Origin of the sequence: Klebsiella sp. MPUS7 (assembly GCF_009905335.1) — a bacterium.
Classification (GTDB): domain Bacteria; phylum Pseudomonadota; class Gammaproteobacteria; order Enterobacterales; family Enterobacteriaceae; genus Klebsiella; species Klebsiella grimontii.
Window position 1 is genome coordinate 970,657 of record NZ_CP047604.1, and the last position, 18,353, is coordinate 989,009.

22 protein-coding genes are annotated in these 18,353 nt (G+C 60.5%); 1 reads left to right on the forward strand and 21 read right to left on the reverse strand.

Annotated elements, in window-relative coordinates; all coding sequences use genetic code 11:
• Nucleotides 1-16 precede the first annotated feature (16 nt).
• A complete protein-coding gene (cobD, locus tag GUC22_RS04625; protein ID WP_160183361.1) occupies nt 17-1,096 on the forward strand; it encodes a threonine-phosphate decarboxylase CobD in 1,080 nt (359 codons plus the stop codon).
• Between the two features lie 148 nt (nt 1,097-1,244).
• On the opposite strand, the gene GUC22_RS04630 is transcribed toward cobD, so the two are convergent.
• The 21 genes from GUC22_RS04630 to pduA all read right to left on the reverse strand — a co-directional run bounded on the left by GUC22_RS04630 (nt 1,245) and on the right by pduA (nt 18,000).
• Complete coding sequence (locus GUC22_RS04630; protein WP_004133635.1) at nt 1,245-2,111, reverse strand: L-threonine kinase; 867 nt, start codon at nt 2,109-2,111, stop codon at nt 1,245-1,247.
• Between the two features lie 91 nt (nt 2,112-2,202).
• Nucleotides 2,203-3,417 (reverse strand): acetate/propionate family kinase, encoded by a 1,215-nt coding sequence (locus GUC22_RS04635; RefSeq protein ID WP_049087292.1) that lies wholly within the window; start codon nt 3,415-3,417, stop codon nt 2,203-2,205.
• A complete protein-coding gene (pduV, locus tag GUC22_RS04640) occupies nt 3,402-3,854 on the reverse strand; it encodes a propanediol utilization protein PduV (protein WP_049087291.1) in 453 nt (150 codons plus the stop codon). The genes GUC22_RS04635 and pduV overlap by 16 nt, the downstream gene beginning before the upstream one ends.
• 4 nt (nt 3,855-3,858) lie before the next feature.
• Nucleotides 3,859-4,209, reverse strand: coding sequence for a propanediol utilization microcompartment protein PduU (gene pduU / locus GUC22_RS04645; RefSeq protein ID WP_000441103.1), 351 nt, complete (start codon nt 4,207-4,209; stop codon nt 3,859-3,861).
• A complete protein-coding gene (gene pduT, locus GUC22_RS04650; protein WP_004124543.1) occupies nt 4,209-4,763 on the reverse strand; it encodes a propanediol utilization microcompartment protein PduT in 555 nt (184 codons plus the stop codon). The genes pduU and pduT overlap by 1 nt, the downstream gene beginning before the upstream one ends.
• A 2-nt stretch (nt 4,764-4,765) precedes the next feature.
• Complete coding sequence (gene pduS / locus GUC22_RS04655; RefSeq protein WP_160183362.1) at nt 4,766-6,121, reverse strand: cobalamin reductase PduS; 1,356 nt, start codon at nt 6,119-6,121, stop codon at nt 4,766-4,768.
• Complete coding sequence (gene pduQ / locus GUC22_RS04660) at nt 6,118-7,230, reverse strand: 1-propanol dehydrogenase PduQ (protein ID WP_049090124.1); 1,113 nt, start codon at nt 7,228-7,230, stop codon at nt 6,118-6,120. Before pduQ ends, pduS begins: the two co-directional genes overlap by 4 nt.
• Nucleotides 7,231-7,241: 11 nt before the next feature.
• Nucleotides 7,242-8,633, reverse strand: a complete 1,392-nt coding sequence (pduP, locus tag GUC22_RS04665; RefSeq protein WP_004133639.1) for a CoA-acylating propionaldehyde dehydrogenase PduP — start codon at nt 8,631-8,633, stop codon at nt 7,242-7,244.
• The gene (gene pduO, locus GUC22_RS04670) at nt 8,630-9,640 is read right to left on the reverse strand and encodes a two-domain cob(I)yrinic acid a,c-diamide adenosyltransferase PduO (protein WP_064343162.1); all 1,011 of its coding nucleotides are present in this window, start codon (nt 9,638-9,640) and stop codon (nt 8,630-8,632) included. The genes pduP and pduO overlap by 4 nt, the downstream gene beginning before the upstream one ends.
• Nucleotides 9,641-9,649: 9 nt before the next feature.
• Nucleotides 9,650-9,925, reverse strand: coding sequence for a propanediol utilization microcompartment protein PduN (pduN, locus tag GUC22_RS04675; protein WP_160183363.1), 276 nt, complete (start codon nt 9,923-9,925; stop codon nt 9,650-9,652).
• A 3-nt stretch (nt 9,926-9,928) separates the two neighbouring features.
• Nucleotides 9,929-10,420: a microcompartment protein PduM gene (gene pduM, locus GUC22_RS04680; protein ID WP_160183364.1), complete on the reverse strand. Its 492-nt coding sequence runs from the start codon at nt 10,418-10,420 to the stop codon at nt 9,929-9,931.
• Nucleotides 10,417-11,049, reverse strand: a complete 633-nt coding sequence (locus GUC22_RS04685) for a phosphate propanoyltransferase (protein ID WP_004133643.1) — start codon at nt 11,047-11,049, stop codon at nt 10,417-10,419. The genes pduM and GUC22_RS04685 overlap by 4 nt, the downstream gene beginning before the upstream one ends.
• On the reverse strand, nt 11,049-11,531 hold the full coding sequence (locus tag GUC22_RS04690; protein WP_098141055.1) for a BMC domain-containing protein: 483 nt from the start codon (nt 11,529-11,531) through the stop codon (nt 11,049-11,051). The genes GUC22_RS04685 and GUC22_RS04690 overlap by 1 nt, the downstream gene beginning before the upstream one ends.
• 3 nt (nt 11,532-11,534) lie before the next feature.
• A complete protein-coding gene (gene pduJ, locus GUC22_RS04695) occupies nt 11,535-11,810 on the reverse strand; it encodes a propanediol utilization microcompartment protein PduJ (protein WP_001057755.1) in 276 nt (91 codons plus the stop codon).
• Nucleotides 11,811-11,829: 19 nt separating this feature from the next.
• Complete coding sequence (gene pduH, locus GUC22_RS04700; RefSeq protein ID WP_049090120.1) at nt 11,830-12,180, reverse strand: propanediol dehydratase reactivase beta subunit PduH; 351 nt, start codon at nt 12,178-12,180, stop codon at nt 11,830-11,832.
• Nucleotides 12,170-14,002 carry a propanediol dehydratase reactivase alpha subunit PduG gene (pduG, locus tag GUC22_RS04705; protein ID WP_064343161.1) on the reverse strand — a complete coding sequence of 611 codons (1,833 nt, stop codon included), beginning with the start codon at nt 14,000-14,002 and terminating at the stop codon, nt 12,170-12,172. Before pduG ends, pduH begins: the two co-directional genes overlap by 11 nt.
• 15 nt (nt 14,003-14,017) lie before the next feature.
• On the reverse strand, nt 14,018-14,539 hold the full coding sequence (gene pduE, locus GUC22_RS04710) for a propanediol dehydratase small subunit PduE (RefSeq protein ID WP_004133648.1): 522 nt from the start codon (nt 14,537-14,539) through the stop codon (nt 14,018-14,020).
• Nucleotides 14,540-14,553: 14 nt separating this feature from the next.
• Complete coding sequence (gene pduD, locus GUC22_RS04715) at nt 14,554-15,213, reverse strand: propanediol dehydratase medium subunit PduD (RefSeq protein WP_004124509.1); 660 nt, start codon at nt 15,211-15,213, stop codon at nt 14,554-14,556.
• 10 nt (nt 15,214-15,223) lie between these two features.
• Complete coding sequence (gene pduC, locus GUC22_RS04720) at nt 15,224-16,888, reverse strand: propanediol dehydratase large subunit PduC (protein ID WP_024358534.1); 1,665 nt, start codon at nt 16,886-16,888, stop codon at nt 15,224-15,226.
• Between the two features lie 18 nt (nt 16,889-16,906).
• Nucleotides 16,907-17,719: a propanediol utilization microcompartment protein PduB gene (gene pduB / locus GUC22_RS04725; RefSeq protein WP_004133650.1), complete on the reverse strand. Its 813-nt coding sequence runs from the start codon at nt 17,717-17,719 to the stop codon at nt 16,907-16,909.
• Nucleotides 17,716-18,000 carry a propanediol utilization microcompartment protein PduA gene (gene pduA / locus GUC22_RS04730; protein ID WP_001183618.1) on the reverse strand — a complete coding sequence of 95 codons (285 nt, stop codon included), beginning with the start codon at nt 17,998-18,000 and terminating at the stop codon, nt 17,716-17,718. The genes pduB and pduA overlap by 4 nt, the downstream gene beginning before the upstream one ends.
• Between the last annotated feature and the right edge of the window lie 353 nt (nt 18,001-18,353).

Here is an 18,353-nt window from a genome sequence, read left to right on the forward strand (position 1 = left end):
GCAACAGGAAAGGTACATGGCTCTACTGAAGAGCGCCCACGGCGGCAATATCCGCGAGGCCGCCGCGCTATTGGGCATCTGTGCGGAACAGCTGCTGGATTTTAGCGCCAATATCAATCCGCTGGGGATGCCGGAAAGCTTAAAGCGCGCCATCATCGACAATATGGCCTGCGCCGAACGCTATCCTGACGTTGAGTATCAGCAGCTGCACCTCGCGCTGGCGGAACACCATCACATCCCCGCCTCGTGGATCCTCGCCGGAAACGGCGAAACCGAAGCGATCTTTACGCTGGTTCAGGGCCTGAAGCCGCGCCAGGCGATGATCGTCACCCCCGGCTTTGCCGAATACCGCCGGGCGCTGCAGTCGGTGGACTGCACGGTGCGGGAGTTTCTGCTGCGTGAAGAGGATGGCTGGCAGCTCACCGGGACGATTCTCGACGCTCTGACGCCGGATCTGGACTGTTTGTTTCTCTGCACCCCGAACAACCCAACCGGTCTGCTGCCCGAGCGCCGTCTGCTGGAACTGATTGCTGAACGCTGTAAGTCGCTGGGAATCGCCCTGATTCTCGATGAAGCGTTTATCGATTTTATCCCCGATGAGACAGGATTTATTCCGCTACTGAGCCACAATCCGCACGTGTGGGTGCTGCGTTCGCTGACTAAGTTTTATGCTATTCCCGGTCTGCGCCTTGGGTATCTGGTCAATGGCGATGCGCGGGCGGTAGGACGAATGCGCGAGCGCCAGATGCCGTGGTCAATCAACGCCTTTGCCGCGCTGGCGGGGGAAATCATTCTCCAGGATAGCGTCTATCAGCAGAAAACCTGGCGGTGGCTGGCGGAAGAGGGGCAGCGCTTTTACCATCAGCTGCGCCACGTTCCCGGTCTGACGGTCTATCCCGGGCAGGCAAATTATCTGTTTCTGCGCTGCGAGGTGCCGGATCTGGATCTGCAATACGCAATGCTGCAACAGCGCATCCTGATCCGCAGCTGCGCCAACTACCCGGGGCTTGACGGGCGCTACTTCCGCGTCGCGATCCGCAGCCAGCAGGAGAATACGCAGCTGCTGACGGCTTTCAGGCGGGTTTTTAACGGGTAGATGTTCCGAGCGTCTGCCGCCATTGTTCGTCTGCAGTTCTTCCCGGTGGCGCTGCGCTGACCGGGCTACGGGTTCACCGTCGTCTGCGGACCGGTAGCCCGGACAGATGCGCAAGCATCGCCTCCGGGGAGGTATGGCTGCGGCAGAGTTAGCGCAGTTCGACGCCGCCCTGCACCATGCGCAGCAGATGCTGCCGGGGCCAGAGCTCGCTAAGCCTCGTTTCCTGCAGCCGCCGCTGCAAATACTCAATATCGTGACGCTGGCGGTCGAGCATCAGGCCGACCACGCTGCCGCTGTGCGCCACGTTAATGCCGTATAAATCGCACTCTTCCACCAGCGCCCGCAGCGTATCAAACCCCGGCTTCGGCAGCAGATGCTGGCTGGCGATGGCGCTAAGCGTCGCCGCCTCGCCCATCCGTCGGGGGTCATTGGTCTGACAGGCCTGCTGAACTTTCTCCCAGGCCTGATGCAGCGCGGCGGAATGGGCGTGCAGCTTTTCAAGACGGGGAAGGCGGTGGTAATCGGTGGTCAGCAGCGTGGCGGGGCTTTCCAGCACCAGCAGATCGAGCTGAGGCTGGCAGCCGCAGGTAATTTGCGTGGCGGCGGTATTGTGATCGAATAGCGTCAACTGGCGGAACAGGGTGCTGTCGGTGGGCTCCAGGGAAACGCAGAGCCGGGCGAGGGTGGTTTCATCCAGCGGATGGCCGAGATGATGCGCGGTGGCCACCGCCGTCGCGGCGATATCCGCGGTGCTGCTGGCCATCCCTTTGGCGACCGGAATCGTGGAGCAAATATCGATCCGAATCTCTTTGCCTAGCTCCGCCGGATAGCGCCAGTAGCCCAGCAGCCGGTCGACCATCGCCCGCGACAGCGGGCGTTCATCTGCGCGAGGCGAACCGTAGTCCACCTCGACGGTGCTGTACCAGTCAACGGGGCAGGAGACCAGCTTCTCGCTGCCGAGGATCCAGCCCTGGATGAGTTCCCCACAGGAGGCGGGGCATTGCGCTACGGCCACATATTCACCTATTGCTCAGGTTTCCAGGGCGCATAGTGTCATGCCGATCCCGCTATTACCATGATTCACCGCAACTTGCCGGGCGGCGAAATCAGGCTGAAACGGTTAAGGTTTCCGCCGCGGGCAGCGCGAGGCGCATCACGTCGCGGGCAATCATCAGCTCTTCATTAGTATTAATGACCGCCACTTTGACCAGCGCATGCTCGGCCTGGATAAAGGTGGCGTTGTGCTGGTTTTTCTCTTCATCGACCGACAGTCCGAGGAAATTCAGGTTATGGCAGATGGCGCTCCTGGCGCGGGCCGAGTTTTCGCCGATGCCGCCGGTAAAAATTAGCGCATCAATTCCGCCCATCTGCATGATATAGCTGCCGATGGTAGCGCGAATGCGCTCGGCAAACAGCGCCAGCGCCAGCGCCGCCCGACGATTACCGCCGTCCGCCGCCTGTTCGACATCGCGATAATCGTGCGAGACGCCGGAAACCCCCAACAGGCCGGATTCGTTATTCAGCAGCTGATTCAGCTGCTCCGGCGTTTGCCCCTCATGCAGCGCCAGCCACGGTAAAATCGACGGATCGATATCGCCGCTGCGGGTGCCCATCATCACCCCGGACTGCGGCGTAAAGCCCATTGAGGTATTCACCGAACGCCCGCCTTTGATTGCGCAAACGCTGCTGCCGTTGCCGAGATGGCAGCACACCACGCGCAGGGCGCTCAGCGGCACGCCCAGCTTTTCCGCCAGCGTCGCGCTGACGTACTTATGGCTGGTGCCGTGGAAGCCGTAGCGGCGAATGCCCAGCTCGCTGTAGTAGCGCCACGGCAGCGGATAGATAAACGCGCGCTCATCCAGCGTCTGGTGAAAAGCGGTATCAAACACCGCTACCGATGGCGTATCGGGCAGCAGCTGGCGGAAAACTTTGATTCCCAGGGCGTTAACCGGGTTATGCAGCGGAGCCAGTTCGGCCAGACGCTCGATTTCCGCTAAGCTTTCATCGGTTACCGGCGTCGAATCTTTAAAGCGCTCGCCGCCGTGCGCCACGCGGTGGCCAACGCCGTCAATATCCTGCAAACTCTCGATAATGCTGTAGCCGAGGAGCTTTTCCAGCAGCAGCGTGACGGCTTCGCGATGATCGGCGATCGGCGCCGACTCCTGCCATTTCTGCGCCGGCGTTTTGAGGGTCACCTGAGCGTTTGCCATGCCGATACGTTCAATCAATCCCTGGCAGAGCGTCTCGCCCTGCGGCATCTCCAGCAGCTGGAATTTTAACGATGAGCTGCCGGCGTTAATGGCCATTATTTTGTAAGACATAAGGGTTCCTTCGAATTCAGAAAATCCAGCACCGCGTCGAGACCCGAATTGTTCAACGCGCTGGTAACAAAAATCTGCCCGGCGCCTGCCTGCGTAAGCCACTCCGCGATGAGCGATATCCGCTGAGGGTCGGCGAGGTCGGCTTTGGTGACCAGGCCAATCGTCGGGCGATTCATCGGGGCGGTAAACCCCGGAGAAAACGGCGACCACTGGGCGTCGGCATTCAGTACCAGCGCGATAACGTCAGCCTCGCAGGCGCTGGTCAGCAGGGCGCTATACAGGCAGCGGTTCTCCAGATATTCCCCCGGCGTATCGATGGCCATCGGCGACCATTCAATGGCCTGGGTTTTCTTATAATGGAGCGCTTCGCCACGCAGGCTCTGGGTTAGCGAGGTCTTGCCGCACTGACTCGGGCCGATAAACATCAGACGCTTCATCGCGCTACGTCCGGGTTATTGAGCAGGTAGTAAACTGCATCATCTCGCCCAGGGTGCGCGTCACCTGCTTGAGGGCATATTCCACGGCGGAAACGTCGCCGGTCAGCACCACGGCGCCGGTAAAACGGTCGAGAAAACCGATCTCCACCGCGCCGGATTTGGTGGCGATATCGCAGGCGATAATCGACGCCTCGCTGGGGGTAATGGTGAGGATGCCAATGGCGGAAACCGCATCCTGCAGACCGAGCTTCTTAAAGAGATCTTTCCCTGGATTGGCAATCAGGTGCGCGAGGGTGACCTGTTTCCCCGGCACGTACTCCTGAATCATGCGATCCGTTGTCGGCTGTCTTTCCATTATCCCTCCACCATCTGTCGCCACATCGCTTCATGCGGGCGCGGGATCACCGAACGATAAACCAGCAGCCCTTTTTCGCCTGCGCTTTCGCTGGCAACCGTAACCGCGTTATTGACGTCGGAAACGTCGCCCGCCACCACCATGTAGCATTTACCGCCGATGCCGAAGGCCATATGCACCCGCACCAGGGTGACGTTTGAGCCTTTTACCGCCCGATCGGCGGCGCTGATGCAGGCCGCAACGCTCCAGGTTTCAACGATGCCGACCGCCTGGCGCTTGTCCACGCTGTTCAGGCCGCTGATGGCCGGCAGTACGCTGGGGTGAATATTCGCCAGCACCAGGCTGTCGACGAGCATTTCGCCGGCCTGCGACGCGCCGGTTTCAATGGCCTGTTGGATAGCGCCGATATCCCCGCCGAGCATCAGCAAAAACTTACCCGGACAGATAGTCTTGCTGACCAGCAGATTGACGTTGGCGCTTTTCAGCATCGCATCGCCGAGCTCCATTCCTTTGGCAATGCTGGTGAGTTCTAAAATTCCTATAGCCTGAGACATGGTTAACCTCTTACCACCGTGATGGCCTGTTCGCTGATGGCCGCAACCACGCCGTCGATGCTGGCGTGAATCGGCGCGCCTAACGCGCCTGCCGGGATATCGGCAACGCATTGCCCGCGCGTGACGCTTTCTCCCACTGCAACGTTGGCTACCGCGCTGGCGCCGATATGCTGGCGCAGCGGCAACGTTACGGTTTCGACCGCCGGTTCGTCTTCCACCAGCGGCGCCTCCTGATACCAGGGGCTTAACCCCAGTTTGGCGATCAGCCGCTTCACCGGCACCAGGCGATACTTCGCCATCTCATCGGCCGGATAGAGCGGCCCTTCGTAGCGCTGGTTTTGCGCCCGCAGCTCGCGTTTCAGCATCCGGTTGATGCGCATCGGCGAGATCCCCACCGGGCAGGCCACGCTTTCGCAGACGTTGCATTCCGAGCAGGTGAGGGCGCTCAGCAGCAGCTGCGGCGTGGCGGCATGGTGAAAGTTCACCGCCCGCACCAGCAGGTGCGGAGAGAGTTCGTGGCCGATCAGATGTCGCGGGCAGAGATCGGTACACAGTCGGCACTGCTCGCAGACGGTGCGGGCGACGGAAAGTACCGTGCGCTCATCCTGCATCCGCCGCTGAATAAGCGGATGGCTTTTCGGCAGCACCAGCAGGCCGCCGGTGGTTTTGGTCACCGGATTATCGAGAGAGGTAATCAGCCCGCCCATCATCGGGCCGCCGTTAATAAAACCGGGGTCGTCGACCGTCGCGCCGCCCGCCAATGCCAGCACTTCGCGCAGCGGCATGCCGATAGGAACGGTGACGGTCAGCGGCCTGGCGACTGCGCCGTTAACGGTCAGCGTTCGGCGGGTGACCGGAAACTGCTGTTCGACCGCGCGGGCAATGTTAAGGACCGTTTGTACGTTATTGACCACCACGCCAACGCTGGCCGGCAGCGCGGCGGGCGCGACTCTGCGGCCGGTCGCCATCCAGATAGTCAGCACCTCATCGCCCGCCGGATAGACATCCTGCAGAATATGCAGGCGGATACCGGCAGGCAGCAGCGGGGTGAGGGCGTCGATAGCCCGGCGGTACTTCTCTTTCAGGGCGATCACCCCTTCGCGCGCGCCGGTTGCCGTCATTGCGTACTGCACGCCGCGGACAAGGCGCGAAGCCTGCTGCCACATCAGCTGCTGGTCGACCTTGAGCATCGGTTCGCACTCGGCGGCGTTGACCAGGAAAATTTCTACCTGCGCCTGTAGCTTCACGTGGGCGGGAAATCCCGCGCCCCCCGCGCCGACCACGCCCGCCGCGCGAACGCGCTCGCGGATGTCATCGGCGCTCAGGGCCATTTCAACAGCGTTGACGGCGCGACTCATAGCAGTTCCTCCAGCAGTTCCCGAATCTCCTCGGCGCTGGCCGGGCGAGGATTGGTGCGTAGCGTGACGTCAGCCAGCGCGGCCTGCACCATGGCCGGAATACGCGCGGAAAACTCAGAGCGTCCTTCTTTCAGCGCGATCGCCAGTGACGGCAGCGCGCAGCGTTGCTTGAGTCGTTCGATTTGCTGGATCAGGGCATTGATCGCCGTGACGTCGTTGGCCTCTGCCGGGCAAAATCCACAGGCTTTGGCCAACCGCGCGTAGCGTTTGCCAGCACGGGGAACAGCGGCGTTAAAGCGGATAACCGTGGTTAACAGCAGCGCGTTGGCCAGGCCGTGCGGCAGATGAAACTGTCCGCCAAGCTGGTGGGCGATGGCGTGGTTAAGCCCCAGCCCCGCCTGGCTGAACGCCATGCCGGCGAGCGTCGAGGCGTTGTGCATTTTCCCGCGCGTCGCCACGCAGTCGCCTTTTTCCACCGCGGTGGGCAGATACTGAAACACCAGTTTGGCGGCTTTTTCCGCCAGCGCGTCGGTAAAGTCGCTGGCGTGCGGAGAGACCCACGCCTCCAGCGCGTGAGTTAACACGTCCATGCCGGTGTTGGCCGTAATCTGCGGCGGCACGCTGACCACCAGTTCCGGGTCAAGGATCGCCATATCCGGGTACAGCGCGTTGTTGAACAGCGGGTACTTGATGCCTTTATCCGGGTCGCTAATCACGCAGGCGCTGGTCACTTCTGAACCGGTACCGCTGGTGGTCGGTATCGCCACGCAGGTTTCGATGCTGATGCCGCTCTGCTGGCTGAACCAGACGATAGCTTTCGCCGCATCCATTGCCGATCCGCCGCCGAAGCCGATGACCACCTGCGGTTGCAGGGCCTGCATTTGCGCAATGCCCTGTACCACGGTGTGGATAGTGGGGTCCGGGGTTATCTCGCTAAAGACGCTAATGCGGTTATCTGCGGGCAACGCGTTGCGCAGGGTCTCCAGCAGCGGCGAGCGCGCAAGAAAGCCATCGCAGATAATCCAGATGTGCTTGTTGGTAAAGCGCTTGAGCGCCGCCAGGCTACCCTGACCGCTGTACAACCGCGTTTGTAGTGAGAAAGTCTTCATCGCGACCTCGGTTAGCGAATGGAAAAGCCGTTGGTCAGCACGCAGCGACGGGAACGGGCAAACGTGCGCGCCGAGGTTGTTCCTTCTCCGGTTGGCGTGGCAATAGTAAAGGTGGTAAAGCCTTCTCCACCGACGCCGATCCCGGCATAAGAGGGGCCGTTCTTAACGAATATCGAGGTTTGCAGAGTGCGGGCCGCGAGGTTCAGGCGCGAGACGTTTTGCGAGTGCATAATGGCGGTATGGTGCAGGCCTTCTTCAACCTTCAGCGCCAGCGCCAGCGCGCTATCGAAATCGCTGACTTTGACCACCGGCAGCATCGGCATCAGCTGTTCGCTGGTGACCCACGGATCGTCAGCGTTGACGATAGCGATCAGCAGGCGCGGCGCTTTCGCCGGAACGGCGATCCCGGCGGCTTCCAGCATCGCCGATGGGCTTTTGCCGACCAGCTTCTTATTGGCCAGGCCTTCAGGCAGGCAGGCGGCGCGGAGTTTATCGGTATCGGCCGGGCTCAGCAGCAGCGCGCCGAAGGCTTGCATTTGTTGCACCAGACGTTCGGCGACGCTCTCCACCACAATCAGGCTCTTCTCGGCAATGCAGGGCAGGTTGTAATCGAACGAGGCGCCGTTGATGATATCCTCCGCCGCTTTGACCAGATCCGCCGTTTCATCGACGATGCAGGGCGGGTTGCCCGCGCCGGCGCCAATCACTTTTTTACCGCTCTTCATGCCCATTGCCACAATGCCGGGGCCGCCGGTAATAGCGAGGACCGCAATGCGCGGATGGGCCATCATCTGCTGGGTGGCTTCAAACGTCGGTTCCGCCACGGTGACCACCAGGTTGCGAATGCCGCAGCAGCGGAAGGCAATCTCTTCAATCAGGCTGATGAGCTTGAGTGAGACCTTTTTCGCCCCCGGATGCGGGCTGAAGTAGACGCTGTTGCCCGCCGCCAGCATGCTGATGCTGTTGTTGATGATGGTCTCCGTTGGGTTGGTGCTCGGCGCGACCGACCCGATTACGCCAAACGGCGAATATTCAAACAGCACCATACCGCCGTCGCCGGTCAGCGCGGTGGTGGTGAGATCTTCCACGCCGGGGGTGTTGTCCAGCGCAGCCTTGTTTTTCAGGTATTTGTCTTCTTTGTTGCCCATGCCCGTTTCATTGGCGCTCTCTTCCGCCAGCGCGGCCAGCAGCGGCGTCAGCTCCTGGCGCATTGCGCTGATGATGGCGCTGCGGGTTTTCAGCGGGCACTGCTGATAACGTAAGAACGCCTGGTGCGCAGCGTCGATAGCCTCGCTGACGGACTGAAATATCCCTTTGCCCTGCGGCTGCTCCGGCGTTTGCGCCGGGGTTAACTGTTCGCTAAGAATGGTGCGAATAAGGGTTTCGAGTTCAGAAGTATTCATTGATGAGTTCCCACGTTAATGGCCGCGATGGCGGTCCGTGCTATGTCCATGTCCTGCTCAACGCTGCCGCCGCTGATGCCAAGACCCCCGATTAATAAGCCGTCGCGCCACAGGGCGTAACCGCCGCCAAAGGTGACCACTTTTCCCTGCAAATGCGTTTCGAGGCCATAAAGCGCGGCGCCCGGCTGAACCACATCGTTCAGCTCATGGGTCGCCGTTTTCATCGCCACCGCGGTCCAGGCCTTTTTCGGCGCCAGTTCGCTGCTGACCAGCAGGGCGTCCGGCATCCGCCAGGTCACGGTTTCGGTGCCGTGGGCGTCAACGATGCTGATCACCACCGGCACCTGTAGCTGCTGCGCGCGCTCGACGGCGGCGCGGGTGAGCTGGTGTAGATCGTGGAATGAGAGGGCCACGGGCGTCGTCTCCTTGCTGCGGCTCGGCTGGCTGGCGGCCAGATAGCGCCGGCTTATTTCACGGATAAGGTTGTTCTGGTGCGCGTCGCTATCTTCGGCGCGGGCCAGGGCGTACAGGCAGTCTGATAAGCGATTGATGTAGCGCATCAGCACCTGGCGCACGTTGACTTCCGCCGCCAGCTCCACCAGGCGGCGTTCGGCCCGGCGGGCCAGCGTGCGGGCAAAATGCAGGCGGCTCGCGGCTTCGCAGCGGCCGGGTAAAATAAAGCTGTGCAGCGGTTCAACGCGGGCCATGGCCCGATCGATGGCGGCTTCCAGGGCGGAAATCTCTTCGCTGCTGATGTAGCGCTGTTTAGGCGACGGCCGTTCGCTGTCGCTGGCCAGTTCCGCGCTAAACCAGAAAATTTGCTGCTGGATGGCCTCGAGCAGGGCGCGGTGGTTTTCATCCGCGGCGGCGCAGGCGCACAGGCTCAGCGCGGCGTTCAGCTCGTCCAGCGTGCCGTAGGCTTCAACCCGCGGGTGGGTTTTGCTCACCCGCTGGCCGGTAAAGAGTGAGGTGGTGCCAGCGTCACCCGTTCGGGTATAAATCGCCATAGTCGCTCCTTAACGTGAAAGCGTATCGACAATGCCGACAACGGCGAGGTCGATGGCCTCGTTTGGCCCGGAAAAAACGTGCCTGGCGCTGGAGCCGCCGCTGAGCAGAACCAGCTCGCCGACGCCTGCGCCGACGGAGTCCACGGCGACTTCATCGCCGGAGGTGGACGAGGCGGGAAGTTCGCCATCGGCGCTGACCCGCCGCACCAACAGAAGCTTTTTCCCGACCAGGGAAGGCGATTTTTGCGTGGAGACAACCGCGCCCGTGACTCGTGCCAGATGCATGATTTACTCCTGCTTAATTAATTGAATATTCCGCGCGCGCGCCGCGTCGCGCGCCAGGGCGGTCACGAGGCATTTGCGCTGAATAACCAGACGCCCCTGATCCAGCGGCGCGACGTCGCGATAGCTGAGCACCGAACCTGCGTGCAGAACCAGCGGCAGCCCGCGTTCATCGGCAAAGGTCAGCGGCAGGCGAGCCAGTTTTTTAACCGGGATAACCGGCAGCAGCTGGCCGTGCAGGGTGAGCTGCACGCGGATGCCGAAAGCCAGCGCGTCGTGAATATTACGAACGGCGGCATCGTCGGTGTCCGCCTCCGCCAGCTGGTTCAGCAGCGCCAGGTCGACGAGCAGAACGCGCAGCGACGCGTGCTGGCAGAACAGACTCCGGCAGTCGGCATCACGTAGCTGCGCCACGCTCAACGTCGCCGTGCTTTCGGCGCGCCGCTGCAGCCGGGAGACGATCGTCTCCACAATGCGCTGCAGAAGTTCGCCGTTCATCGCGGGCCTACCAGCCGGGCAAAGGCCTGCGGGCTATCGGCTCCAGCGGCGTTAGCCTCATCGGTATCAATGTGCATTTCGAGGCGCATGTCCGGCGAAACGCGAACCGCCACGTTGTTGAAGATCAGCCCGCGCTCGTCGCCTTCAATGGCCACCGACACTCTGTCGCCGTGGGCGACCCGCAGGATCAGCGCATCGAGCGGCGACATATGAATATGCCGTTGTGCGACGATAACCCCTGACGTCAGCTCCAGCTCGCCAAAAGGGCTGACCAGGCGGATGCCCGGCGTGCCCTTCAGGTTGCCGGACATTCTCAGCGGCGCCGCAACGCCCAGGGTTCTGGCATCGGTACGCGAGATTTCCACCTGGCTTACCGAGCGCAGTGGGCCGAGCAGGCGTACATTTTTCAGCTGCCCCTTCGGCCCCACCAGAGTGACGGTTTGCTCCGCGGCGTACTGTCCCGGCTGCAGCAGCGCTTTTTTCTCGCTGATGGGATGGCCGGGGAACAGGCGTTCGTAATCCGCCGCGGACAGATGGATATGACGATTTGAAACCCCCAGCGGGATGGGCCGCAGGCGCATCTCGTCGAGAACTTTACTGACCGTTGATTCCAGAAGCTGTTTATCCATTACGCCTCACCTCGCTTGCCGGGATGAATGCAAAGCGAGCGCGGCTCGCCCTTCTGGCGCGGACATTTCGGGTCCAGACACAGGTTGCAGCTAACCAGCCCCTGTTCCTGCGGGAGCTCTTCTGCTGGCGCTTCAGAAACGACATCCGCCGTTTCTGACTCTTCAGGCTCAGGTTGCATGACGGAGAGCGGGGGCGTCTGCGCGCGCAGGATCCCTTCTCCTGGCCTGGCGATGACTTTGTGGGCCACCAGGCCGTTTCGCTGTTCGGCAAACTGCGCACCGGTGGTGATAGCCGCCTGCACGGAGGCCACATCACCGGTAATTTTAATCACCGTCCAGCCTGAACCATTGGTCTTTTCGAGGGCGACCAGCGTGATAGAAGCGGATTTCGCCATGATATCGGCGCAGCTGATAGCCAGTGCCAGACCACAAACTTCAAGTAATCCCAGTGATTGCTTCACGCGGTGCTCCTTATTCGCCATCAATCAGGCTGATTTCGGTAAAATGGCCTCAACGTCGCTGTGCGGACGCGGGATCACGTGGCAGGATTTCACTTCACCCACCACGCTTGCCGCCGCGCTGCCCGCGTCCACCGCCGCTTTAACCGCGCCGACGTCGCCGCGAACCATCACGGTCACCAGACCCGAGCCAATTTTTTCGTAGCCAACCAGCTGCACGTTGGCGGATTTCACCATGGCGTCGGCGGCTTCAATAGCGCCCACCAACCCTTTTGTTTCAACCAGTCCCAGTGCGTTATTCATTCTGCCGTTCTCCTGTTGCTTAGCGATTCAGATCCCGGAAAGGGATCCCTTTGACCAGCCGTGCCGCGTTATTTCCGGTGTTACGATGGGCCTGACTGTCCTGATGATGCATCAGCGTAAAAAGCGGCGCCGATGCGGGTAAATTCTTGTAGTGCACGACCAGCGTATGGCGGTCGCAGGCGATGCCCACCAGCAGCGGCGAGCTGCGCGCCGCCTGCCAGGCGCTGTCCACGACTTCTCCGGCCGGATGATGCTGAAGCAGGAAAGGGATGCCTTCCTCTTCAATGCCCAGCAGCACTTCGCGCCACAGGCCGTCGCAGCTGGCGATGGCGGTAATGACGATGGCCGGGGCGCTGTGATTACTGTCCATGCGCGAACTCCTTGTGCCAGGAGAGAATCAGCCCGGTGGCCACCGCGTTTCTCGGGCCTTCGCTGCCGCGAATATTTCCGCGCCCGGCAACCAGGCGGTAGTGCGCCAGCGCATCAGTGACCAGCTGCGGGACTTCGAAATCCAGCGACGAACCGCCCACCAGCACCACGAACGGAATATCGCGAATGTTGCCGGTGGGGCTGACCTGACGCAGCGCGCGCAGGGCGTTGGTGACAAAGACCCGCTCTTTGGCGCTACGGCGAATGGCACGCACTTTTTCCAGCGCTAAGTCGCCGGGCAGCGGCACCAGTTCGCCCGGCTTTACCACGCAGACGCGGGCGAAGACGGCCGGGGGCAGCGGCGTAGAGAAAAACTGCACGCTGCCGTCCTCGTGGCGCAAATGGAACAGGCTTTCCACCTTAGCCAGCGGGAACTTCTTGATCTCTTCCGCCAGATAGCGGTCCTCCAGCCCCAGCTCGCGGGCAATGATCATCGTCACCATATCGCCTGCTCCGGCGAGGTGGGTGGCGATGATTTCGCCTTTAGGGTTGATGATGGAGGCATCGGTGGAGCCCGCGCCGAGGTCGAGGATCGCCAGCGGTCGGGTGGTGCCCGGCGTGGTCAGCGCGCCCAGGATGGCGGCTTCGGCCTCGGCGCCGCCGATCTGCACGTCGATATTGAGCTTCTGCTCAATCTCGCGGGCGATCATCGCCATCTGCAGGCGATCCGATTTCACCATCGAGGCGATGCCGACGGCCTGCTCCAGCGAGAACTCCCCAGCCAGTCCGCCGGTGACGCTCACCGGTACCGAGGTATCGACGGCCAGCAGATCCTGAATGAAAATCTCGCTGCTCGGCTTGTTGGTCAGCTCGGCCATGGTCTGGCGCACGTGCTCCAGCATGCCGCCGATATTGGTGCCGGACTCACCGGTGACGTTATCGAGCCTGCCGCAGCCGTCGACCGCTTTCATGATGGCCTCGGCGCCGGCGGCGACATCCACGCGCACGCTGCGCCCCTGGGCCAGCAGCGCCAGGTTACCGGCGGGGATCGCCCGCGCTTTAACGTCGCCGGATGGCGTTTTGACCACCACGGCGGAACGATTGCCAATCAGCGCCCGGGCCATCGGGACGATGTTTTTGGTCTCCTCGGCGTTGAGGTTGAATACGGTGGCGATACCGTAAGGGTTGGAGAGGGTTTCGATAACCTTCCCCGGGACGGCGACCTCAATCGCCGCCAGCATTCCCAGCGGAATGCGGTCGATGTACAGCACTTCGTCAACGATCGGCAGCGGTTTTTCCAGCCGGTTGCTGACCAGCACGCCATCGTCGCGTTGCAAAATGACGCCGGTAATCTGATACCCGGCGCGCAGGGAGGCGTTGATAACGTTCGCGATATCGGCAAAATCGAAGGCCGATGACACTACCAGGATATAGGGGGCCTCCGCCGGGCGGGTTAACAGCTCCTGCGGCGTAATAGTGATGCCAACGCCAAGCCCCACGCCGCCGGGCGTTTTCGGGTTATGGCCGATCATGGTCGATTCGGTGATGATGGTTTCGGTAATGGTTTCCATCGCCACATCGCCAATCACCGGCGTGGCTTCGTTAATGCGAATGAGCGAAATATCGCCGACGCCGATCCCGGCGCGCTTTGCCACGAGGGCAAGCGCTTCCTGGATCCCGAACACGTTACGCAACGTGCCTTTGATCCCGGTGGTTTCCGCTAGCGCGCTATGCGTAATCGTCAGCGCGCCAGCCTCATCCAGAGTCGCCAGGGCGACTTCCGTCGATGAGTTGCCGATATCAATGCCAGCTATATATCGCATCACCGCCCCCTGTAGTTAATCGTCGCCTTTGAGTTTTTTACGCTCGACGTACAGCGTTGCCGCTTCGCGAACGAAAGCTGCGCAAATCTTCGCCTGATAGCGGCTTTCGAGATCGTCGGCGATAGCGAGCAGCTCCTCTTTCGTTGAACGGTAGGGGCGAAGGGCGTTGTAGATTTCAAGAATGCGATCGTCCGGTACCGCGGTCAGCTCGGCGGCGCGTTCGAAGTTCATCGCCAGCCGGTCGCGGCCCGCGTCTTTGGCGATCGACGCCTGTAAGCGCAGGGTTTCCGGGGTAATACGCATATCCTGAGCGGTGACTTTATTGCTCAGCACGTTTTCCAGCGTAAAGTCGTCCAGCGTTTTATTGGTGGCGGTTTTCACCCATTCCGGGTGCTTGTTCGCCAGCGGGTAGTCGCTGACCCTGGCGCTACGGGATGCGCCGCCAGCCGCCGGAGCCGCCGCTGGCGCCTCGCCCTGCAGGCTGTTCATGCGGCTCAATACGTCGCGAACCATCGATTCAATTGCGTCGGTATTCATGGAGTTATCCTTTATCAAAGCGCCACGCGCAGTTCCTGCGGGTTTTTACCCGTCACCACGTACTTGGTCTCTTTAATGTGCAAAATGGCCGATTTCGCCTGGTACTTCGGCCGCGCCATCTGGTCATTCAGCGTCGGGACCGGCTGCGGCGATTCGCGTTTCGCATAGCGGGCGGCGTTCTTACCAATCTGACGGTAGGTGTCCAGGGTCAGCAGCGGCGCCTGTGGGAACAGCTCCAGGTTGGAGAGCGGCGGCAGCCCCTGCTGGTGGATAACCGTTGTGCCTTTCGACTGGATGCCGATAGAGATGCCGGAGCCGCTCAGGCGATTGCCCTCAACGGCGACGAAGGCCACGTCGGAGGATTTAAAGCAGCGAATCACGCGCGCTTTAATGCCTTCTTCTTCAATACCAGCAATCACTTCGCGCAGAATGCTTTTGTGCGGGATGCCGACGATATTGACGGTCTGCGCCAGGCCGAACGCCGGGCCGACGGCGATAATCACTTCGTCCTGCTGGGTTCCCTGGCGTGCTTCGCCCACTTCGGTCAGGAAACCGTCGCCAGCAGGCGCAGCGGAGGCCGCCGGCGCATTAAACGAGACCGGTTTATCGCTGCCCTTCATTTCGCTAAGCACGTCTTCAATTATCTGGCGCAGCAATTTTTCATTAATTTCCATTTCTCACCCCTTAATCAATCTCGTTGGGATCAAGAGCGCCAGGGATGTTTTTAATCTCTTCCCAGCGTTCGCCCTGCAGGCGATAGCCCGTTGCCGGACCGGCATAATCGTTAATGTCGTTGACGGCTGACAGCACCTGTCCGTCGCCGACGATAATCGCGGAGGTATGCAGATAGTCCCCGGTCAGCTTGGCCTTCTGGATGTTGAGCATGTCCTGGGCCACGTCGGTAAACCCGCCCTGCGCCAGCGCTTTCACCACTTCCAGACCGTTGCGGTTTTGATTGATGATTTCCTGGGCGAACTTGATGTCTTCGACGATATTGCGCTCCGGCATATCTTTCGAACCGTGGGCGTAGGTCGCGGCTTCAACTTCTTCATCGGTAATCGGCGGCAGCCCCATTCCGGCAAACACGGCCTGCAGCGCGCGGGCGGCTTTGTTACGGATGGCGATGACGTCCTCTTCACGCACCGGACGCAGACCGCCGTCCACCTTCAGGTCGCGCTGGATAACGTTGTAGTCGTCAAAGTCTTCGGCATCTTCGTTGGAGCCAGCGAACATGTTGTCGTAGTTCGGCACCGCGGAATAACCGGAAGAGATGAAGTCGGTTCCCGGCAGGAACTGCATCAGCAGACGCGCGGTGCGACGCATATCGGAGTGGGTAAAGGTCTGGTCGTTACTGGAGGCGCATTCCAGATCCAGCGACGAGCAGATCAGGTTTTCCGCCAGCACCGCGCGAATGCCTGACGGCACCGCGGACGGCACGCCGATGCAGCTTACCGAGCCGTTTTGCAGCCCCTGAACGCCGGCGGCTTTGGTGATGTAGATGCAGCGCGCTTCCAGATAAAGCATGGATTTGCCTTCGGCGTAGCCCATCTGCACTTCCGAGCCGGAGCCGGAGGTGAAGCGCATTTTCAGGCCGCGAGAGGCGTAGGACGAGGCCAGGAAGCCCTTCGACCACGGCGTGTCGTCGCCATCGGTAAAGACCGGCTCGGTGCCGTAGACGGAGATGGTTTCGGCGTAGCAGGTATGGCCCAGCATGCCGAGCTTCAGCTCGGTGGCTTCTTCCAGCGAGCACTGAGTCAGCACGCCCGGACGGCCTACCTGCGAGCCCACCAGCAGCGCGATGGCGTTGAACGGCGCATAGCGCGCTACCGCAACGGTGGTTTCCTGTTCGTCAAATCCGCGCCATGCACCTTCGGCGGCGTCGGCGGCAATTTGTACCGGGTTATCTTTGACGTTGGTGACGTGGGCCTGCTGGGACGGGGTGCGGCGGGCGCGCATTTTCTGCATCGCCATCATCATCTCGACCACGTTCATATGCGAAACCACTTCGACGATTTTCGCCGGCGTCATCGCGGTGGTCAGCGGGACGATTTCGCTGCGTTTGACGTTCGGATCGCACAGCATATTGGCCAGCTTGACCGAATCCATCGCCATCACTTCTTCAGCGCGGTTCAGATTGATGCCGTAGCGGGCGATAAAGTGGTCGATCAGGTCGAATTCGCTTACCGGTTTCCCGTCCAGCTCGGTTACCGCGCCGTTAACGATTTTAATCGACGGTTTCGGGTCGTTCGGGCTTTCCATTGCGATAAAGCCTTCTTCGATCCACTCCTTAACGAAGCCGTCCTGATTCACAGGGCGTTTCGCCAGTGCTTCAAATCTTTTCGATCTCATGAATCAGCCTCGTGGGTATCAGATGTAGGACGGGCGATCGTTTTTCGGTTCAGCACCGAGGGTCGCAAGAACGGTTTTGCCGATTTCGCGCGCCGAGATGACCGCCTGGCGGACCGCGCCGGAGTCGCCGGAAATCACCAGAATGGCTTCGTTACTGAAGCTGGTGCCGTGCGCCGGGGAGCTATAGGCCACGACTTCAACGTTGGCTGACTTCAGCGCGGTATCGGCCATCAGCACGCCAACGGAGGCCGGAGCGCCAACGATGATGCCGCAGGCGCGGCCAATCGGCGCGCCGAACGCTTTTTCCAGGGCGTAGCTGGCGCGAGCGGTGTACTGCAGCTCGATATGCCCGGCTTCGTTGCCGTAAACATCGCCGAAGGTGCGGTCGAGCTCTTTCAGCGCGACTTCGATACCGCGCTTAACGTCGGAAACGTCGTTGCCGCCTAAAATAATCAGCGAACCGTGGCCCGCGCCGCCTTTGGTATCGCGCGGAAGCTCAATGCTGACCACTTCGGTGTTGGTGGCCTTCACCGCTTCATCCGCCGCCATAATGTGCGGGCCAGCGCCGGTGCGGGCGCCGAGAATGCCGATGGAGCGATAGCGTTTTTCCAGCTTCATCGCGTCCAGCAGGGCGGTATCGACGTTGGCGATCACCAGGCCCAGGGTGTCGCCAATGGCGGTCCCGACAAATTCCGTTAAACTGCAGCTTTTTTCTGCCATAGCCGTCTCTCGTATTGGATGGTTTTCAGTAGGGATGGCCTGTTGTTCCGGCGTTGCCACACGGGCAATCACCTGAGCCATGATCTGTTCAACCAGCTCATTGCTGCTCATTGGCTAATTCCCTTCGGTAAGATTTTTTCTACATCGGTGTGAGGGCGTGGGATGACGTGTACGGCTTTCACTTCTCCCACGTTACGTGCGGCGGCGGCACCGGCATCGGTGGCCGCTTTTACCGCGCCAACGTCGCCGCGCACGATGACGGTGACCAGCCCGGAGCCAATTTTTTCATAGCCCACTAACATCACATTGGCTGACTTCACCATTGCATCAGCGGCCTCTATGGCTGCGGTTAAGCCTTTGGTTTCTACCATTCCTAGTGCTTCTTGTTGCATAAAGACCTCGCATGGAGTGTTCCGATAGTTGGGACTATAAGAAGATGCGAGGAAAAAGAATGGCTGACTTGAATTTGATGATGAAAAAATAGTGGGTATTGGATAATATAAAATTGTCGTTTATAAATTTAATGTGATGATTTTATTACCTATTTTTATTTTGTCCTATGTGATTATCTTGTTTTGTATATTCCATATTTACAAATTTGTTCATGACGGATTAAATTTTATCTGCTATGCGAGGAAAACGAATTTGTGATGTTTGTTGGAAAAAGAGGAGTTCGTTTTAGCAATATTTTTGCATGCCAAAGGGACCGGTTAATTACAGAATCTACGCGTCAGCGTAGCTTTTC

Excerpts from the sequence above, each read along its gene's own strand:
- GUC22_RS04685 (WP_004133643.1), bottom strand. The coding sequence starts at position 11,049 with ATGGATAAACAGCTTCTGGAATCAACGGTCAGTAAAGTTCTCGACGAG.
- pduN (WP_160183363.1), bottom strand. The coding sequence starts at position 9,925 with ATGCATCTGGCACGAGTCACGGGCGCGGTTGTCTCCACGCAAAAATCG.
- pduV (WP_049087291.1), bottom strand. The coding sequence starts at position 3,854 with ATGAAGCGTCTGATGTTTATCGGCCCGAGTCAGTGCGGCAAGACCTCG.
- pduA (WP_001183618.1), bottom strand. The coding sequence starts at position 18,000 with ATGCAACAAGAAGCACTAGGAATGGTAGAAACCAAAGGCTTAACCGCA.
- pduP (WP_004133639.1), bottom strand. The coding sequence starts at position 8,633 with ATGAATACTTCTGAACTCGAAACCCTTATTCGCACCATTCTTAGCGAA.
- pduO (WP_064343162.1), bottom strand. The coding sequence starts at position 9,640 with ATGGCGATTTATACCCGAACGGGTGACGCTGGCACCACCTCACTCTTT.
- pduJ (WP_001057755.1), bottom strand. The coding sequence starts at position 11,810 with ATGAATAACGCACTGGGACTGGTTGAAACAAAAGGGTTGGTGGGCGCT.
- pduT (WP_004124543.1), bottom strand. The coding sequence starts at position 4,763 with ATGTCTCAGGCTATAGGAATTTTAGAACTCACCAGCATTGCCAAAGGA.
- pduH (WP_049090120.1), bottom strand. The coding sequence starts at position 12,180 with ATGGACAGTAATCACAGCGCCCCGGCCATCGTCATTACCGCCATCGCC.
- pduG (WP_064343161.1), bottom strand. The coding sequence starts at position 14,002 with ATGCGATATATAGCTGGCATTGATATCGGCAACTCATCGACGGAAGTC.
- pduC (WP_024358534.1), bottom strand. The coding sequence starts at position 16,888 with ATGAGATCGAAAAGATTTGAAGCACTGGCGAAACGCCCTGTGAATCAG.
- cobD (WP_160183361.1), top strand. The coding sequence starts at position 17 with ATGGCTCTACTGAAGAGCGCCCACGGCGGCAATATCCGCGAGGCCGCC.
- pduD (WP_004124509.1), bottom strand. The coding sequence starts at position 15,213 with ATGGAAATTAATGAAAAATTGCTGCGCCAGATAATTGAAGACGTGCTT.
- pduM (WP_160183364.1), bottom strand. The coding sequence starts at position 10,420 with ATGAACGGCGAACTTCTGCAGCGCATTGTGGAGACGATCGTCTCCCGG.
- pduS (WP_160183362.1), bottom strand. The coding sequence starts at position 6,121 with ATGAGTCGCGCCGTCAACGCTGTTGAAATGGCCCTGAGCGCCGATGAC.
- pduU (WP_000441103.1), bottom strand. The coding sequence starts at position 4,209 with ATGGAAAGACAGCCGACAACGGATCGCATGATTCAGGAGTACGTGCCG.
- GUC22_RS04690 (WP_098141055.1), bottom strand. The coding sequence starts at position 11,531 with ATGGCGAATAAGGAGCACCGCGTGAAGCAATCACTGGGATTACTTGAA.
- pduE (WP_004133648.1), bottom strand. The coding sequence starts at position 14,539 with ATGAATACCGACGCAATTGAATCGATGGTTCGCGACGTATTGAGCCGC.
- pduQ (WP_049090124.1), bottom strand. The coding sequence starts at position 7,230 with ATGAAGACTTTCTCACTACAAACGCGGTTGTACAGCGGTCAGGGTAGC.
- GUC22_RS04635 (WP_049087292.1), bottom strand. The coding sequence starts at position 3,417 with ATGTCTTACAAAATAATGGCCATTAACGCCGGCAGCTCATCGTTAAAA.
- pduB (WP_004133650.1), bottom strand. The coding sequence starts at position 17,719 with ATGAGCAGCAATGAGCTGGTTGAACAGATCATGGCTCAGGTGATTGCC.